Annotated in this window: 11 protein-coding genes; 2 read left to right on the top strand and 9 right to left on the bottom strand. The window is 56.5% G+C overall.

Going from position 1 to position 15,772, the window contains the following annotated elements:
* Positions 1 to 207: 207 nt before the first annotated feature.
* A complete protein-coding gene (gene ubiG, locus GV764_RS12625; protein ID WP_161660456.1) occupies positions 208 to 939 on the bottom strand; it encodes a bifunctional 2-polyprenyl-6-hydroxyphenol methylase/3-demethylubiquinol 3-O-methyltransferase UbiG in 732 nt (243 codons plus the stop codon).
* 158 nt (positions 940 to 1,097) lie between these two features.
* Between ubiG and gyrA the strand changes: the two genes are divergently transcribed.
* Positions 1,098 to 3,734 (top strand): DNA topoisomerase (ATP-hydrolyzing) subunit A, encoded by a 2,637-nt coding sequence (gene gyrA / locus GV764_RS12620; RefSeq protein ID WP_161660455.1) that lies wholly within the window; start codon positions 1,098 to 1,100, stop codon positions 3,732 to 3,734.
* Positions 3,735 to 3,899: 165 nt separating this feature from the next.
* On the opposite strand, the gene GV764_RS12615 is transcribed toward gyrA, so the two are convergent.
* From GV764_RS12615 to atoS, 8 genes are all read right to left on the bottom strand, one after another.
* Positions 3,900 to 4,598, bottom strand: a complete 699-nt coding sequence (locus tag GV764_RS12615; RefSeq protein WP_161660454.1) for a YidX family protein — start codon at positions 4,596 to 4,598, stop codon at positions 3,900 to 3,902.
* 216 nt (positions 4,599 to 4,814) lie between these two features.
* Positions 4,815 to 5,153: a hypothetical protein gene (locus tag GV764_RS22105; protein WP_236651872.1), complete on the bottom strand. Its 339-nt coding sequence runs from the start codon at positions 5,151 to 5,153 to the stop codon at positions 4,815 to 4,817.
* Between the two features lie 302 nt (positions 5,154 to 5,455).
* The gene (locus GV764_RS12605; RefSeq protein ID WP_161660453.1) at positions 5,456 to 6,640 is read right to left on the bottom strand and encodes an acetyl-CoA C-acetyltransferase; all 1,185 of its coding nucleotides are present in this window, start codon (positions 6,638 to 6,640) and stop codon (positions 5,456 to 5,458) included.
* Positions 6,641 to 6,664: 24 nt separating this feature from the next.
* Positions 6,665 to 7,987 carry a TIGR00366 family protein gene (locus tag GV764_RS12600; protein WP_161660452.1) on the bottom strand — a complete coding sequence of 441 codons (1,323 nt, stop codon included), beginning with the start codon at positions 7,985 to 7,987 and terminating at the stop codon, positions 6,665 to 6,667.
* Positions 7,984 to 8,640 carry a 3-oxoacid CoA-transferase subunit B gene (locus GV764_RS12595; RefSeq protein ID WP_161660451.1) on the bottom strand — a complete coding sequence of 219 codons (657 nt, stop codon included), beginning with the start codon at positions 8,638 to 8,640 and terminating at the stop codon, positions 7,984 to 7,986. The genes GV764_RS12600 and GV764_RS12595 overlap by 4 nt, the downstream gene beginning before the upstream one ends.
* 2 nt (positions 8,641 to 8,642) lie before the next feature.
* The gene (atoD, locus tag GV764_RS12590) at positions 8,643 to 9,299 is read right to left on the bottom strand and encodes an acetate CoA-transferase subunit alpha (protein WP_161660450.1); all 657 of its coding nucleotides are present in this window, start codon (positions 9,297 to 9,299) and stop codon (positions 8,643 to 8,645) included.
* Between the two features lie 207 nt (positions 9,300 to 9,506).
* Positions 9,507 to 10,880: an acetoacetate metabolism transcriptional regulator AtoC gene (gene atoC / locus GV764_RS12585; protein WP_161660449.1), complete on the bottom strand. Its 1,374-nt coding sequence runs from the start codon at positions 10,878 to 10,880 to the stop codon at positions 9,507 to 9,509.
* A complete protein-coding gene (gene atoS / locus GV764_RS12580; RefSeq protein WP_161660594.1) occupies positions 10,877 to 12,697 on the bottom strand; it encodes a two-component system sensor histidine kinase AtoS in 1,821 nt (606 codons plus the stop codon). Before atoS ends, atoC begins: the two co-directional genes overlap by 4 nt.
* A gap of 197 nt (positions 12,698 to 12,894) precedes the next feature.
* Between atoS and rcsC the strand changes: the two genes are divergently transcribed.
* Entirely contained in the window at positions 12,895 to 15,744 is a 2,850-nt protein-coding gene (rcsC, locus tag GV764_RS12575; RefSeq protein WP_161660448.1) for a two-component system sensor histidine kinase RcsC, read from the top strand.
* Positions 15,745 to 15,772: the final 28 nt, after the last annotated feature.

Raw genomic sequence — 15,772 nt, 5'->3', positions numbered from 1 at the left:
GGAATCTTTTCAGAACAAGGGTTGATTTTGATGTTAATTTGCGGTTACCAAACCTGGTTTTTGGCTAAGTACAGGTGCCATAAGGCCTAAGGGCACTGTCAATAACTTAGAAAAAAAATTCAAAATTTGATCGAGTGCCGATTTCCTGGCCGTTACGGTAAATTGCGCAACGTAATGCTGCGCAATCATGAGATCAAAAAACTATGACTAATTCCGGTCCTTCGCCTGGGTGTGCAACATATAATTTACATCTACCCCTGGGCCAAGGCTGAAACGGTTGGTCAACGGGTTAAAATGCAGCCCGGTCATATGGCGCTCCTGAAGCGGCGTCTGATCCACCCAGTTCAGCAGTTCGGCAGGCTTGATAAATTTCTTAATGTCGTGGGTGCCTTTGGGCACCATGCGCAGAATGTACTCCGCGCCGACCACTGCCATCAGCCAGGATTTGCCGTTGCGATTGAGCGTGGAGAAGAATACATGGCCGCCGGGCTTCACCAGTTGAGCGCAGGCGTTGACCACCGAAGCCGGGTCCGGCACGTGCTCCAGCATCTCCATGCAGGTCACCACGTCATACTTCTGCGGGTGCTGCGCCGCATGTTCTTCCACGGTTTCCTGCACGTAATCTACCGCCACGCCGCTTTCCAGCGCGTGCAGACGCGCCACCTGCAGCGGCTCTGCGCCCATATCCAGCCCGGTCACCTTCGCGCCCTGGCGCGCCATGCTCTCGCTCAGGATGCCGCCGCCGCAGCCGACGTCCAGCACGGTTTTGCCAAACAGGCCGCCTGCGCGTTCGGTGATATAGCCGAGGCGCAGCGGGTTAATACGGTGCAGGGGCTTGAACTCGCCTTCGGTGTCCCACCATTGCGAGGCCACGGCTTCAAATTTGGCGATTTCGCCCCGATCGACGTTATGCCCGACCGGCGGTTTTTCGGCATTCATCAGCGCTATTACTCCTTTAGTTTCAATTCTCCGGAGTATAACAGGCGAGGGCGGCTAATAAACCCTTATCCCCGGTCATTCGACTTACCGCAATCAGGCGCACTGTGTTATAATTTCCGACCTTTGATTCCGGGACATAGTAGAGGGATAACGGTCAGATGAGCGACCTTGCCAGAGAAATTACACCGGTCAACATTGAGGAAGAGCTGAAGAGCTCCTATCTGGATTACGCGATGTCGGTTATTGTCGGCCGCGCGCTTCCGGACGTCCGAGATGGCCTGAAACCGGTACACCGTCGCGTACTTTACGCCATGAACGTTTTGGGCAATGACTGGAATAAAGCCTACAAAAAATCCGCGCGTGTCGTGGGTGACGTCATCGGTAAATACCACCCCCATGGTGACTCCGCGGTTTATGACACTATCGTTCGTATGGCGCAGCCGTTTTCCCTGCGTTATATGCTGGTCGACGGCCAGGGTAACTTCGGTTCCATCGACGGCGACTCAGCGGCGGCGATGCGTTATACCGAAATCCGCCTGGCGAAAATCGCCCATGAGCTGATGGCCGATCTCGAAAAAGAGACGGTTGATTTCGTCGATAACTACGACGGCACGGAAAAAATCCCTGACGTCATGCCGACCAAAATTCCTAACCTGTTGGTTAACGGCTCCTCCGGTATCGCGGTGGGCATGGCGACCAACATTCCGCCGCATAACCTCACCGAGGTGATCAACGGCTGCCTGGCCTACATCGACGATGAAGACATCAGCGTCGAAGGCCTGATGGAACACATCCCAGGCCCTGATTTCCCGACTGCCGCCATTATCAATGGCCGTCGCGGTATTGAAGAGGCGTACCGCACCGGTCGCGGCAAGATTTATATTCGCGCCCGCGCGGAAGTGGAAGTCGACGCCAAATCCGGCCGTGAAACCATCATCGTTCATGAAATTCCGTATCAGGTGAACAAAGCGCGCCTGATCGAGAAGATCGCCGAGCTGGTGAAGGATAAACGCGTGGAAGGCATCAGCGCGCTGCGCGACGAGTCTGATAAAGACGGGATGCGCATCGTGATTGAAATCAAACGCGACGCGGTGGGCGAGGTGGTGCTGAACAACCTCTACTCCCAGACTCAGCTTCAGGTTTCTTTCGGTATCAACATGGTGGCACTGCACCATGGCCAGCCGAAGATCATGACCCTGAAAGAGATCCTGTCGGCGTTTGTCCGTCACCGCCGTGAAGTGGTGACCCGCCGTACCATTTTCGAACTGCGTAAAGCCCGCGACCGCGCGCACATCTTAGAAGCGCTGGCGATTGCCCTGGCGAACATCGACCCGATTATCGAGCTGATTCGCCGCGCGCCGACGCCGGCGGAAGCGAAAGCGGGCCTGATCGCCCAGTCGTGGGATCTGGGCAACGTGAAAGCGATGCTGGAAGGCGCAGGCGACGATGCGGCGCGTCCGGAATGGCTGGAGCCGGAATACGGTATTCGCGACGGCAAATACTGGCTGACCGAGCAGCAGGCCCAGGCGATCCTCGATCTGCGTCTGCAAAAGCTGACCGGCCTTGAGCATGAAAAACTGCTCGACGAATATAAAGAACTGCTGACCCAGATTGCCGAACTGCTGCATATTCTCGGCAGCGCCGACCGTCTGATGGAAGTGATCCGCGAAGAGCTGGAGCTGGTGCGCGATCAGTTCGGCGACAAACGCCGTACCGAAATCACCGCCAACAGCGCCGATATCAATATCGAAGATCTGATCAGCCAGGAAGACGTGGTCGTTACCCTGTCGCATCAGGGCTACGTGAAGTATCAGCCGCTGTCTGATTACGAAGCGCAGCGCCGTGGCGGTAAAGGTAAATCTGCCGCGCGCATCAAAGAAGAAGACTTTATTGACCGCCTGCTGGTGGCCAACACCCACGACACCATCCTGTGCTTCTCCAGCCGGGGCCGTTTGTACTGGATGAAGGTTTACCAGCTGCCAGAAGCGAGCCGTGGCGCACGTGGCCGTCCGATCGTCAACCTGCTGCCGCTGGAAGCCAACGAACGTATCACCGCTATTCTGCCGGTGCGTGAGTATGCTGAAGGCGTCAACGTGTTTATGGCGACCGCCAGCGGCACCGTGAAGAAAACCGCGCTTAAAGAGTTCAGCCGTCCGCGCACCGCCGGCATCATCGCCGTTAACCTTAACGAAGGTGATGAGCTGATTGGCGTGGATCTGACCTCCGGCAGCGATGAAGTGATGCTGTTCTCCGCGCAGGGCAAAGTGGTGCGCTTTAAAGACGACGCGGTGCGTCCGATGGGCCGTACCGCCACCGGCGTGCGCGGTATCCGTCTGATGGACGGTGACAGCGTGGTGTCGCTGATCGTACCGCGCGGAGAGGGCGCTATCCTGACCGTGACGCAAAACGGCTACGGTAAGCGCACGGCGGCGGATGAGTATCCGACCAAGTCGCGCGCCACCAAAGGCGTCATCTCCATCAAGGTCACCGATCGCAACGGGCCGGTCGTTGGCGCGGTTCAGGTCGATGACTGCGACCAGATCATGATGATCACCGATGCCGGTACTTTAGTCCGTACCCGCGTTTCGGAAATCAGCGTGGTGGGCCGTAATACCCAGGGCGTGATCCTGATCCGTACCGCGGAAGATGAAAACGTGGTCGGCCTGCAACGTGTGGCCGAGCCGGTGGATGACGAAGAGCTGGACAGCATCGACGGCACTGCCGCAGAAGGCGATGATGACATCGCGCCGGAAGCGGACAACGACGACGATGCGGCTGATGACGCTGAAGAGTAATCGTTAGCAGCTAAAAACAACAAGGGCCGGATAATCCGGCCCTTTTTTTGTCTGTAGAAAACCCCAGCCAGGCCCATAAACTGCGCGCCTGTTGCCTTAATGACCTTCCCATTACTCATCAGCGGGTCATTCAGTCGCATTACACCGTTTATAACTTAATTTCTTTTAATGAGCTTTCATTGTTCCCATGCCCAAAACAGCCACAACAGGCACTCCAATTAATTGCAATGGTGACGTAACAATATCCGCTGCAATAGTGACAGGATACAGGACGGCACCCGCTACAGCCGGAGAGGTGGTCGTGGTTTCTTTATAAAATTCAATATGTACTGGATTATGGAACATCAACACTTTATTAATGTCCTGGTGAGGGTTTTTATTATGAATTCTTCCAGAAAGGAAACGTACAGCAAGCTCACACTTATTACTGGTAAAGCAATTAAAACCATGTCGTCTCAGGGAACGACGAACATCGTCATTCAAATTTTCACTTTTATAATAGATGGAGATGTTTCCAGTAAACGAACGCCCATCATTTGAAATGACAAATTTTTCACTCCCCTGCGCCGTAAGATATTTCTTGTCAATGTCATCATCACTAAGAATATCTACAATTACATCGCCTCCACTCGCGAGTAAGTAATCAAAGTTTTTACCAATAAAAACCCAACCTTCTTTTTTATTATTATCAACGCCTTTAGAAAATCCAACAATATCATCATTGCTATATGACAGTGATATATCCTTGCCATCGCCAATTTTTTTGGAGAGGGCAGAAGTCAAACACCCGGACAAAAATGAACAAAGTACAAACAAAAATAATAGCTTATACATTTTAAAGCCAATCAGTTTAGTTATTCTCATATTCTACATCCTTTTAAATTAATAACCCTTTCGCCCTGCATCCATATTGCACTGCCTATGAGCCAGCCGGTATAGCTTTTCACTTCTGGCACTTTGTCCGGTTGCCTCACCACAATACGTGGATCATCAAACGGTCCGGACGACATATACAGCCGGCGTTTGGTCTGCAAAAAAACCGATCGTTGACGACAGTAAAAGAATATCACCACGGGGCGATCAATTCATCCCGTCAGGTTCATTTTCACCAGAACAAGGCTTCGTAGTCTCCTGAAATCCAAAAACCATCAGCCTCCCAACCAGCAATAGTTTTATATCGTTCAGACGGATGGAAATGTTTGTTGGTAAAAATCCTATAAAACTGACTAACAGGTTCGGTATGAATACCCCGCTGAGCGTCCGTATGCCAGATTTCCCTTTGCAATCCCCGCCCTTTGATTTCAGATAACGCTGATCGTCAAAGCGGTACACCACCTGAATGGGCGTCTCTCTGGCATGGCAATCTGAAATAACCAACATCGTCGATAAAACGAGGCCAGCTGAGTGCTTTATATTCATGCCATCCCTGCAGCCATGATTCCCACCACGATTAAGCGCCCGCTATTCCCCGCTCTGCGTCAGATGTTGTCTTCGGCATACCCCTTGCAGAATTACCACTGCCTGATTACCCGCAGATAAATCACCGGAAAAACCCAACGTCAGTCTATTAAGTATTTAATGAATATAACTTCATAATTATGTTTAGAAGGACAACAAAGGAATAAGTGGTTTCAGCCCTTTGTGAGTTTATCTGAGGCTCGAATTAACGAGCCTCATTTCCTCAGGCGATCAGCATGACGGCTAAATCAGAGGATATTTATCTAGTTCATCCTTTCGACAATCATCGCAATGCCTTGCCCGCCGCCGATGCACAGCGTCGCCAGACCCAGGGTTTTATCCCGCGCGGCCAGCGCATGGAGCAGGGTAACCAGAATGCGCGCTCCGCTGGCCCCGATGGGGTGACCGAGCGCAATCGCGCCGCCGTTGACGTTAACCTTTTCCCTGTCAAAATCCAGCAGTTGACCGACGGCAAGAAACTGCGCGGCGAAGGCTTCGTTGGCTTCGATTAAATCGATATCCGCCAGCGTTAACCCGGTTTGCTGCAACACGTTTTGCGTTGCAGGCACCGGGCCGAGCCCCATCATCGACGGCGCAACGCCGCCGCTGGCATAGCCGCGAATACGGGCGAGCGGCGTTAAGCCCGCCGCCCGCGCGGCATCTTCCGCCATCACCACCAGCGCCGCCGCGCCGTCGTTAATGCCGGAGGCGTTTCCGGCGGTCACGGTGCCGTTTTTATCAAAAGCCGGATGCAGCGACGCCAGGCCATCCAGGGTCGTACCCGCTTTGGGAAATTCATCGACGGCAAACTGGATTTCCGCTTTACGGCTTTTCACCGTAACCGGCACGATTTCCCGGGCGAACGCCCCGGATTCGATGGCGGCAAGCGCTTTTTGCTGTGAATCGAGCGCGGCCTGATCCTGCATGGCGCGCGTGATCCCGTGGGCTTTGGCGACGTTTTCCGCCGTAATGCCCATATGGTAGCCTTCGGTGGCGCACATCAGTCCATCACGCAGGATCACATCCGAAAGCTCACCGTCGCCCAGCCGGTAACCCCAGCGCGCTTTGGCGTTCAGCAAATACGGCGCCTGGCTCATGTTCTCCATACCGCCCGCCACCAGCGCGTTGGCCTGGCCTGCCTGAATCGCTTGCGCCGCCAGCGCCACGCTTTTCAGCCCCGAGCCACACACTTTATTGACCGTGAAGCCGCAGACGGATTCCGGCAGGCCTGCCTTCAGCAGCGCCTGACGCGCCGGGTTTTGCCCCAGCCCGGCCTGCAATACGTTACCCATAATGGCTTCGTCAATCGGCTGCCCGTCCAGGCCGGCGCGATGCAGCGCTTCCCGGATGACCAGCGCCCCTAAATCCACTGCGCTAACGCCTGCCAGCGCGCCATTGAAGCTGCCCATCGCCGTACGGACGGCGCTTACGATAACGGCATTTTTCATGTTTGATTCCTTTTTAAAGCGACGTTAAAACAGCGTCAGACCGATGACGAAGATGACCCCGGAGAACAACAGGGCGGTGATGCAGTAGCCCATGATGTCGCGTACCCCCAGCCCCGCAATTGCCAGTGCCGGTAAGGCCCAGAACGGCTGCGCCATGTTCATCCACTGTTCGCCGTAGGCGATAGCCATTACGGATTTACCCAGATCGGCCCCTAACGCCTGCGCGGCAGGCATCACGAACGGCCCCTGGATCACCCAGTGGCCGCCGCCTGACGGCACGGCAAAGTTAATCAGCGCAGAACTAAAGAAGGTCATCACCGGGAAGGTGTCTTTGTTGGCGACGTTAATGAAAAACTCGGTGATCAGGCCGCCGAGGCCGGAGTGCTCCATCATCAGCTGGATACCGGCATAGAACGGGAACTGCACCAGAATGCCTGCGGTGCTGCGGGCCGCTGCGACAATGGCGCGCATATAGGCCATCGGGGTTTTGTGCAGCAGTAAACCGACAATCATAAACATCATGTTGACGGTATTGATGGTGATGTTGAACCCTTTCTCGGCAAAGTAATAACCGAGATAGACAATCCCCAGCGCGCCGATAATCAGCGCCAGAATGCGGCTCTCTTCGAGGCGTTCTGACGGCGGCGCGTCTTTCGGCAGCACTTTCTGGAAATCCGGCTCTTCCATCAGCAGCTTCGGATCGACAGATACCACGTCGCCCGCTTTCGGCATCATCAGGCGCGTGACGAAGGGCATCACGGCGATCAGACCAAGGGTGATGAAAATATTGAAACCGGCGAACAGCGTCTGGCCGACCGGCACCAGCCCGGCGATATGTTCAACCGGGTTGCCCGGCGTGGCGGCCAGCAGCGGCATTGACCCTGAAAAGCCGCCGCCCCAGGTCAGAAAGCCGATATAGGCGCAGGCGATTAACAGCGGATAGTCTGAGCCGGGCACGCGGCGGGCCACTTCCCGGGCGAACATCGCGCCGACCACCAGGCCAAAGCCCCAGTTAATCACGCAGGCGACGGAGCCGAAGAAGGTGACCAGCATCACGCCCTGGACCGGCGTGCGGGCCGCCGATGCGGCGGTACGCAGGATTTTTTTTACCGGGCCGGAGCTGGCCAACGCGTGGCCGGTCACGATAATCAGCGCCATCTGCATACCGAAGGCCAGCAGGTTCCAGAAGCCGTCGCCCCACATTTTCACCATATCGAGCGGGGTGTGGGGCGTCAGCCACAGGGCGATGCCAAAGGTGATTAACGTCAGCAGCATGGCGAAAATCAGCGGGTCCGGCAGATAGCGGCTAACCAGACGGGTCATAAAGCGGGAAAGGCGACCAATCATGAGGCACCCCGCTCAGCCATGGTTTTCAGGCCGCTGGAGACCGCGAATTCCGCCTCGGTGCGGGCGCGCACGGTATCGACGTCAACGCCCGGCGCGGTTTCGATCAGCCACATTTTACCGTCGATAAACTCAAATACCGCCAGCTCGGTGACCAGCATATTCACCGCATGCTGGGCGGTGAGCGGCATGGTGCAGTGGCGCAGAATTTTTGCTGACCCGTCTTTGGCGCAGTGTTCCATGGCGATAATCACTTTGCGCGCGCCGGTTACCAGGTCCATCGCGCCGCCCATGCCGGGCACCATTTTGCCAGGCACGACCCAGTTCGCCAGGTTAGCCTCCTGATCCACCTGCAATCCGCCCAGTACGCAGGCATCGATATGGCCGCCGCGGATCAGGGCAAAAGACATGGCGCTGTCGAATATCGCCGCCCCCGGCAGAATACCGCACGGCTGACCGCCGGCATTCACCAGGTCCGGGTGCTGCTCGGTCACCGGGCCGAGGCCCAGAAAACCGTTCTCCGATTGCAGCGTAATATGCACATCCGCAGGGAGATAATTAGCCACCAGGGTGGGCAAACCAATCCCCAGGTTGACGACATCGCCGTCGTTGAGTTCCTGCGCCACGCGGCGCGCAATACGTTGTTTAGCATCCATGATTAAGCTTCCTGGCTGATGATATGGTCGATAACCGCGCCTGGCGTGACGACGTGATCAGGTGCGATAGCGCCGACCGGAACGATTTCGTCGGCTTCCACCAGGGTGATATCCGCCGCGAGGGCGATAAGCGGGTTGAAGTTGCGCGCGCTAAGTTGATAGGTCAGATTGCCGAGGGCATCGGCCTGATGGGCGCGGATCAGCGCCAGGTCGGCACGCAGCGGCAGCTCGACTAAATATTTTTTGCCGTCGAGGGTCAGGGTCTGTTTGCCTTCCTCCACCACGGTGCCGACGCCGGTGGGCGTCAATACGCCGCCAAGGCCTGCGCCGCCGCAGCGGATCCGTTCAATCAGCGTGCCCTGAGGCACCAGCACCACGTCCATTTCGCCCGCGATCATCCGCCGCCCGGTTTCCGGGTTGGTGCCGATATGGGAGGCGATGACTTTCTTAACCCGGCCATTAACAATCAACGGGCCGATGCCGACGTCAACAAAGGCGGTGTCGTTCGCAATCAGCGTTAAATCGCGCACGCCCGAGGCCAGCAGCGCCTCCACCAGACGGGGTGGCGTGCCCACCCCCATAAAACCGCCAACCATAATGGTCATGCCGTCGCGGAAGAGGCGACTGGCCTGCTGTAGCGTAAGGTGTTTCTCTTTCATGTGACTTCCCTATGATGACTCCGTAATGGGTACGCAGCGGTAATAGCAAGGGAAGTGCCAGAGCGGGAGAAAGATAAAAATTAATTCCAACTTGCTGTTTGATAAGCGTTTTATCGAAGTGGCGCCCGAGGCGGGCCAGGCTGGAACCAGGCAAAAACTTGCACAGTGCGCAAATCTTTGCCTGGCAATAAATGGTTGCGGGCGGGGTCAGTCGATGCCGTATTCCTGGAGTTTGTACATCAGCGCACGACGGCTGATGCCCAGTTCCAGGGCCGTATGGGTGCGGTTTCCGTCATGTCTGGCTAACGCGCCCAGCAGCAGCTGTTTTTCATAGGCTTTAACGGCGTCTTTCAGGCCGCCCGGCATGATGGCGGGCGGAGGTGCGCCTTCCGGGGCTGCCGATCCGCGCTGGAATTCCAGCGGGAGATCGTCTGCGAAGATCACTACGCCGGTACTCATGATCACCGCGCGCTCCATCACGTTAGCCAGCTCCCGCACGTTGCCGGGCCACGGCCAGCGATTGAGCAGCGCCAACGCATGCGGATCGATTTCTATAATGTCGCGCTGATTTTCCGCGGCAAATTTTTGGGCAAAATGGTTGGCGAGCAGCGGGACGTCGCCATGCCGCTGACGCAGCGGAGGGATTTCCAGATGGATTACGTTGAGCCGGTAAAACAGATCTTCGCGAAACAGCCCCTGCGCCACGCTCTCCGCCAGGTTCCGGTTGGTGGCGGCCAGTATGCGGATATCCACTTTGATGGTCTGATTGCCGCCAACCCGCTCAAATTCCCGCTCCTGCAAGACGCGCAGCAGTTTTACCTGTAAATTGAGCGGCATTTCGCCGATTTCATCCAGCAGCAGCGTACCGTGATGGGCGCGCTCAAACAGCCCCTGACGCTGCCCCTGCGCGCCGGTAAACGCGCCTTTCTCATGGCCGAACAGCTCGCTTTCCAGCAGCGAATCGGGCAGGGCGGCGCAGTTGATTTTGATAAACGGCCCGCTGGCGCGGCGGCTGTGGTAGTGAATGGCGCGGGCGATCAGCTCCTTGCCGGTGCCGCTTTCGCCGGAGATCAAGACGTTGGCGTTACTCAACGCGATTTTCGCAGTATCGCGGCAGATTTCCATCATGCACGGCGTATTGGTCAGAATATGCCCCCACTGCCAACTCTCGCTCAGCGCCTGGTGCAACTCGCGGATCTCTTCTTTCATTGACTGGAGCTGGAGCGCGCGGTTAATCACCATATTCAGCTCTTCGAGGTCGAAGGGTTTGATCACGTAGTCAAACGCCCCCTTGCGCAGCGCCTCCACCGCCGTTTCCACGGCGGCATAGGCCGTCATCAGCACCACCGGAATTTTCGGGTTGATGGCATGCATCTGCTGGAGCGCCTCAAGGCCATTTAATTCCGGCATGCGGATGTCCATGAGCACCACGTCCGGCTGACTGTCGCGAAAGAGCTGTAGCGCCTCAACGCCGTTGCGCGCGCACAGGGTGTGATGGCCGGAAAGGGTAAAGGCGGTATTGAGCATCAGACGCACGTTTTCTTCGTCGTCGACAATCAGAATGCGGTACATGGGTTTCATAACGGCTGCGTTCCCTGAAAGTGAAGCGGCAAAATTAAGGTAAATGTCGCGCCGCGGCCGGGCTCGCTCACCAGCTGGATGTCGCCGTGATGGGCGTTGATGATCCGCTGGCTGAGCGCCAGTCCCAGCCCGGTCCCGGAGGCTTTAGTCGTGAAAAAGGGATCGAAGATTTTTTTCTGATGTTCAGGAGCGATGCCGCAACCGTCATCCTGAATGGCAATCGCCTGATGGGCGTCGTCCCAGCGCAGGGTGCGAATGGTGATGTTGCCCCGGGTGCTGATGGCCTGAACGGCGTTAATCAGGATATTCAGCAGCACCTGCTTAAGCAGTTCGCCATCGGCGTTAATAGGGGGCAACGCGCTGTCGTAGTGGGTGGCGAAGTGAATGCGTGCTTCCAGACCGGACGTTTGAATCAGCACCAGACATTCATCGAGCAGCTGATTAAGGTGGACTGGCTGCCACAGCCCGTGGCGCGGGCGGGCAAAATCCAACAGCTGCTGGATCACCCGGTTAATCGAGTCGATCTCTTTTAAGATCACCGCCAGATACTGCTGATGCGCTGGCTGTAAGTCATGCTGTTTCAGGATCTGCGCGTAGCCTTTAATCGCCGTCAGCGGATTGCGCACCTCATGGGCGACGCCGGCCATCAGTTCGCCCAGGGTGGCGAGGCGTTCCGTTTGGGCCAGCCGTCGTTGGGTCTCTTTCCGCGCGGTTAAGTCAGAAAATATCACCAGCGCGCCGATCAACGCCCCCCGCGCATTATGGATTTGGCTGGTGGTCACGCTGATTTCGATGGTGCGCTCGCGCGCCGGGAAGCTGATTTCCAGCGCCACATGGCCGGTGCCCTGTTGCAGGGTTTCCAGCACCGGGCTGTCAAAGCCGGTATCAATAAAAATGCTGGAGTAGGGTTTGCCGAGCAGTTCATGGAGGGAATAGCCGGTAATCTGCTCGGCCGCCGGATTCATGGTGGTGACCCGGCCCTGTTTATCCACCGCGATCACCCCGTCGGCGGCGTTTTCAATAATCAGATCGTTCAGGGTTTGGGTTTCACGCAGCGTCTGGGCCAGCATATTGACGCTGTGGCTGATTTTACCCATCTCGCCAGGCAGTTCCGGCAGACGGGTATGGTGATCCTGGGCAAGGTTGTCCAGGCCATGAGTAATGACGTCAATACTGGCGCTGAAGCGCCGCGAAGCCAGCACGATCAAGAGCAGGCTGAGCAGCAGTCCGATCGACAGCACCATCACGATATTCCAGTCCAGACGCTCCGCCTGAAGGCTGATATCTTCCGACAGCTCGTTGGCCCAGATATAGCCCTGTACCTCGCCGTGGCGGACGATGGGGATCATGGCGTTGAGGATATGGCCGCGTACCTGCTTGCCCGAATAGACGCGCGGTTCACGGCTGGCCATAACCGCCCGGCCCGGATGCTCCGGCGCAATGGTTACGCCAACATTACTTTTATACTGTGCCTGCGGAGCATAGGTAATAATGGCATCCAGCTTACGATGGTAATATCCCGCGCCGATGCCGGGAAACGCCTGGGCGATATGTTCGGTTGTTTCGCTGAGCTGCTGATTTAATGCGGTTATTTGCCGGGCGCGGGGCAACGTCATCGGCTGGCTAAAGGTGTCGCCCAACGCCTCGTCGAGCAGGCGCGTTACCGCCATTAGCTTCTTTTCTTTTTCGGCAATCAGCGCTGCCCGCCCTTCGTTATCCACCACGTATCCCATGGTCAGCACGGGGATGGAAACCATACAAACGGCCATCACGATAAGCTGATTACGGAGTTTACGGGGGATAAGCGGCTTGAGAATCTTCCGTAAGTGTGAAAAGCGCACGGCTAAAAATCCCTGTCCCTGAGAAGCAAAAAACGATTATCGCCGGAATTCTCCGTTGTTTCCCGGCTGGCGTTCAAAATACAGACAAACACTGAAGATTGCGGCTCTGGCGTTTTACGGCTACCTTAACGGCATTATTTCTTTTACTACCTGCCACAGCGACCGGAACCACTTTGAAATACTTCGTCTCCTTTCGCACCACGCTGAAAGTTTCTCGCTATCTGTTTCGCGCCCTGGCGTTATTGCTATGGCTCCTGATCATGCTGTTTTCCGTGTTTTATATTGTCAGCGCTCTGCATGACAAAGAGTCGGAAATCCGCCAGGAGTTTAACCTGAGCTTCGATCAGGCCCAGCGCTATATTCAGCGCACCTCGGATGTGATGAAGGAGCTGAAGTATATTGCCGAAAACCGGCTCAACACCCCGGACGGCGCGCTGTTAAGCGCGGGCAAGCGCGATGCCAGCGTGGAAATCCCGGCTTTTATGCCGCTGTGGTCGGATTCCGATTGCAACGCGATGAGCAACGCGTGGCGCGGATCGCTGCAATCCATGTCCTGGTTTTTACGCTACTGGCGGGATAACTTTTCGGCGGCTTACGATTTAAATCGCGTGTTTCTGATCGGGACCGAGGACATGTGTATGGCGAATTTCGGCCTGCGCGACCGCCCGGTGGAGCGCGACAGCATTCTGAAATCGTTCCACGATCGAATAGTCAAATACCGCAACCAGCCGCAGGAAGAGCGCATCAACGGGTTGTACTGGATAGGGCAGGGGCCGCGCCCCGGCGTAGGGAATTTTTACGCCATCACGCCGGTCTATCTCGCCAACCGCCTGCAGGCGCTGTTAGGCACCGAGCAGACCATCCGCGTGGAGAACTTTTTCACCCCCGGCAGCCTGCCGATGGGCGTGACCATTCTTGATGAAAACAGTCATCCGCTGATTTCGCTAACCGGTCCGGAAACCCGCATTGTCCCCGATGCGCGCTGGGTGCAGGATCGCGCCTGGTTTGGCTATACCGCGGGCTTTAAAGAACTAATCCTCAAAAAGAACCTGCCGCCGTCTTCCCTGAGCATCGTCTATTCGGTGCCGGTGGATATGGTGCTGGAGCGCATCCGGATGCTGATTCTGAACGCCGTGCTGCTCAACGTGCTGGTGGGGATTGTGCTGTTTACCCTGGCGCGCATGTATGAACGGCGGATTTTTATTCCGGCGGAAGTGGATGCCCAGCGCCTGGAAGAGCATGAGCAGTTTAACCGCAAAATCGTCGCCTCCGCGCCGGTGGGGATCTGCATTCTGCGCACCCAGGACGGCTCGAATATCCTCAGTAACGAGCTGGCGCATAACTATCTCAATATGCTGACCCACGAGGACCGACAGCGGTTGACGCAGATTATCTGCGGCCAGCAGGTTAACTTTGTCGACGTGTTGACCAGTAACAATACCAATCTGCAAATTAGCTTTGTCCATTCCCGTTATCGCAATGAAAACGTGGCGATTTGTGTGCTGGTGGACGTGTCGGCCCGCGTCAAAATGGAAGAGTCTCTGCAGGATATGGCGCAGGCGGCAGAGCAGGCCAGCCAGTCGAAATCGATGTTCCTCGCCACTGTCAGCCATGAGTTGCGCACGCCGTTGTACGGGATTATCGGCAACCTTGATTTGCTGCAGACCAAAGCGCTGCCGAAAGGGGTGGACCGCCTGGTTACCGCGATGAATAACTCCTCCAGCCTGCTGCTGAAGATCATCAGCGATATTCTCGACTTCTCGAAAATTGAATCCGAGCAGCTGAAAATTGAGCCGCGTGAATTCTCGCCGCGCGAGCTGATGAGCCATGTTACCGCCAACTATTTACCGCTGGTGGTGCGCAAGCAGCTCGGCCTGTACTGCTTTATCGAGCCGGATGTGCCGCTGACGCTACAGGGCGACCCGATCCGCATCCAGCAGGTGATTTCCAATTTGCTGAGCAACGCCATCAAATTTACCGACGTCGGCTGCATTGTGTTGCATGTCGATCGGGCCGATGGTTATCTGCGCTTCCGGGTGCGGGACACCGGCGTCGGCATTCCGGCGAAAGAGGTGGTGAAGCTTTTCGATCCGTTCTTCCAGGTGGGAACCGGCGTGCAGCGTAACTTCCAGGGCACCGGGCTGGGCCTCGCGATTTGTGAAAAGCTCACCACCATGATGGACGGCGATATCGCCATTGATACCGAACCGGGCCTCGGAAGCCAGTTCACGGTGCGTATCCCGCTGTATCAGGCGCAGGCCGCGCCGGGTGACGGCGTTGAAGGCCTGAGCGATAAGCGCTGCTTACTGGCGGTGCGCAATGCCTCTCTGCACAGCTATCTGGAGTCGCTGCTTGAACATAGCGGCATCCGTGCCCAGCGTTACGAAGGGCAGCGCGCCGATGTTGATGACGTGCTGATTACCGACGATGTGCTTGACGGCGAATGGGAAGGGCGGGCAACCATTGTCTTCAGCCGTCGCCATATTGGCGTACCCTTTGAACAACGCCCCGGCGTATGGCTGCAAAGCGTGGCGGCACCGCACGATCTGATTGCCCTGCTGGGCCGCATTTACAGTATTGATGTCGGCGCGACGGGGATGAACGGCGCGCTGCCCGCCCCGACCGGGACCAGCGAGCAGAACGATGACATGATGATTCTGGTGGTGGACGATCATCCAATCAACCGCCGCCTGCTGGCCGATCAACTGGGCTCGCTGGGCTACCAGTGTAAAACCGCCAATGACGGCGTCGACGCGCTAAGCGTGCTGGCGAAAAATCACATCGACATCGTGCTCAGCGACGTCAACATGCCGAATATGGACGGTTATCGCCTGACACAGCGTATTCGTCAGCTTGGGTTGACACTGCCGGTGGTGGGCGTGACGGCGAATGCGTTAGCGGAAGAGAAGCAGCGCTGTATTGAATCGGGGATGGACAGCTGTCTGTCGAAACCGGTGACGCTGGACGTGCTGAAACAGACACTGGCGCTGTATGCGGAAAGGGTGCGTGAAGCGCGCAGATAAAAATGCCCTCCATCGGAGGGCATTGTCA

This window comes from Atlantibacter hermannii (assembly GCF_009907385.1).
GTDB classification, from domain to species: Bacteria; Pseudomonadota; Gammaproteobacteria; order Enterobacterales; family Enterobacteriaceae; genus Atlantibacter; species Atlantibacter hermannii_A.
Note: the sequence above shows the minus strand (reverse complement) of the source record. Positions and strands in the feature narration are given on the sequence as shown.

Excerpts from the sequence above, each read along its gene's own strand:
- ubiG (WP_161660456.1), bottom strand. The coding sequence starts at position 939 with ATGAATGCCGAAAAACCGCCGGTCGGGCATAACGTCGATCGGGGCGAA.
- gyrA (WP_161660455.1), top strand. The coding sequence starts at position 1,098 with ATGAGCGACCTTGCCAGAGAAATTACACCGGTCAACATTGAGGAAGAG.
- GV764_RS12615 (WP_161660454.1), bottom strand. The coding sequence starts at position 4,598 with ATGAGAATAACTAAACTGATTGGCTTTAAAATGTATAAGCTATTATTT.
- GV764_RS22105 (WP_236651872.1), bottom strand. The coding sequence starts at position 5,153 with ATGAATATAAAGCACTCAGCTGGCCTCGTTTTATCGACGATGTTGGTT.
- GV764_RS12605 (WP_161660453.1), bottom strand. The coding sequence starts at position 6,640 with ATGAAAAATGCCGTTATCGTAAGCGCCGTCCGTACGGCGATGGGCAGC.
- GV764_RS12600 (WP_161660452.1), bottom strand. The coding sequence starts at position 7,987 with ATGATTGGTCGCCTTTCCCGCTTTATGACCCGTCTGGTTAGCCGCTAT.
- GV764_RS12595 (WP_161660451.1), bottom strand. The coding sequence starts at position 8,640 with ATGGATGCTAAACAACGTATTGCGCGCCGCGTGGCGCAGGAACTCAAC.
- atoD (WP_161660450.1), bottom strand. The coding sequence starts at position 9,299 with ATGAAAGAGAAACACCTTACGCTACAGCAGGCCAGTCGCCTCTTCCGC.
- atoC (WP_161660449.1), bottom strand. The coding sequence starts at position 10,880 with ATGAAACCCATGTACCGCATTCTGATTGTCGACGACGAAGAAAACGTG.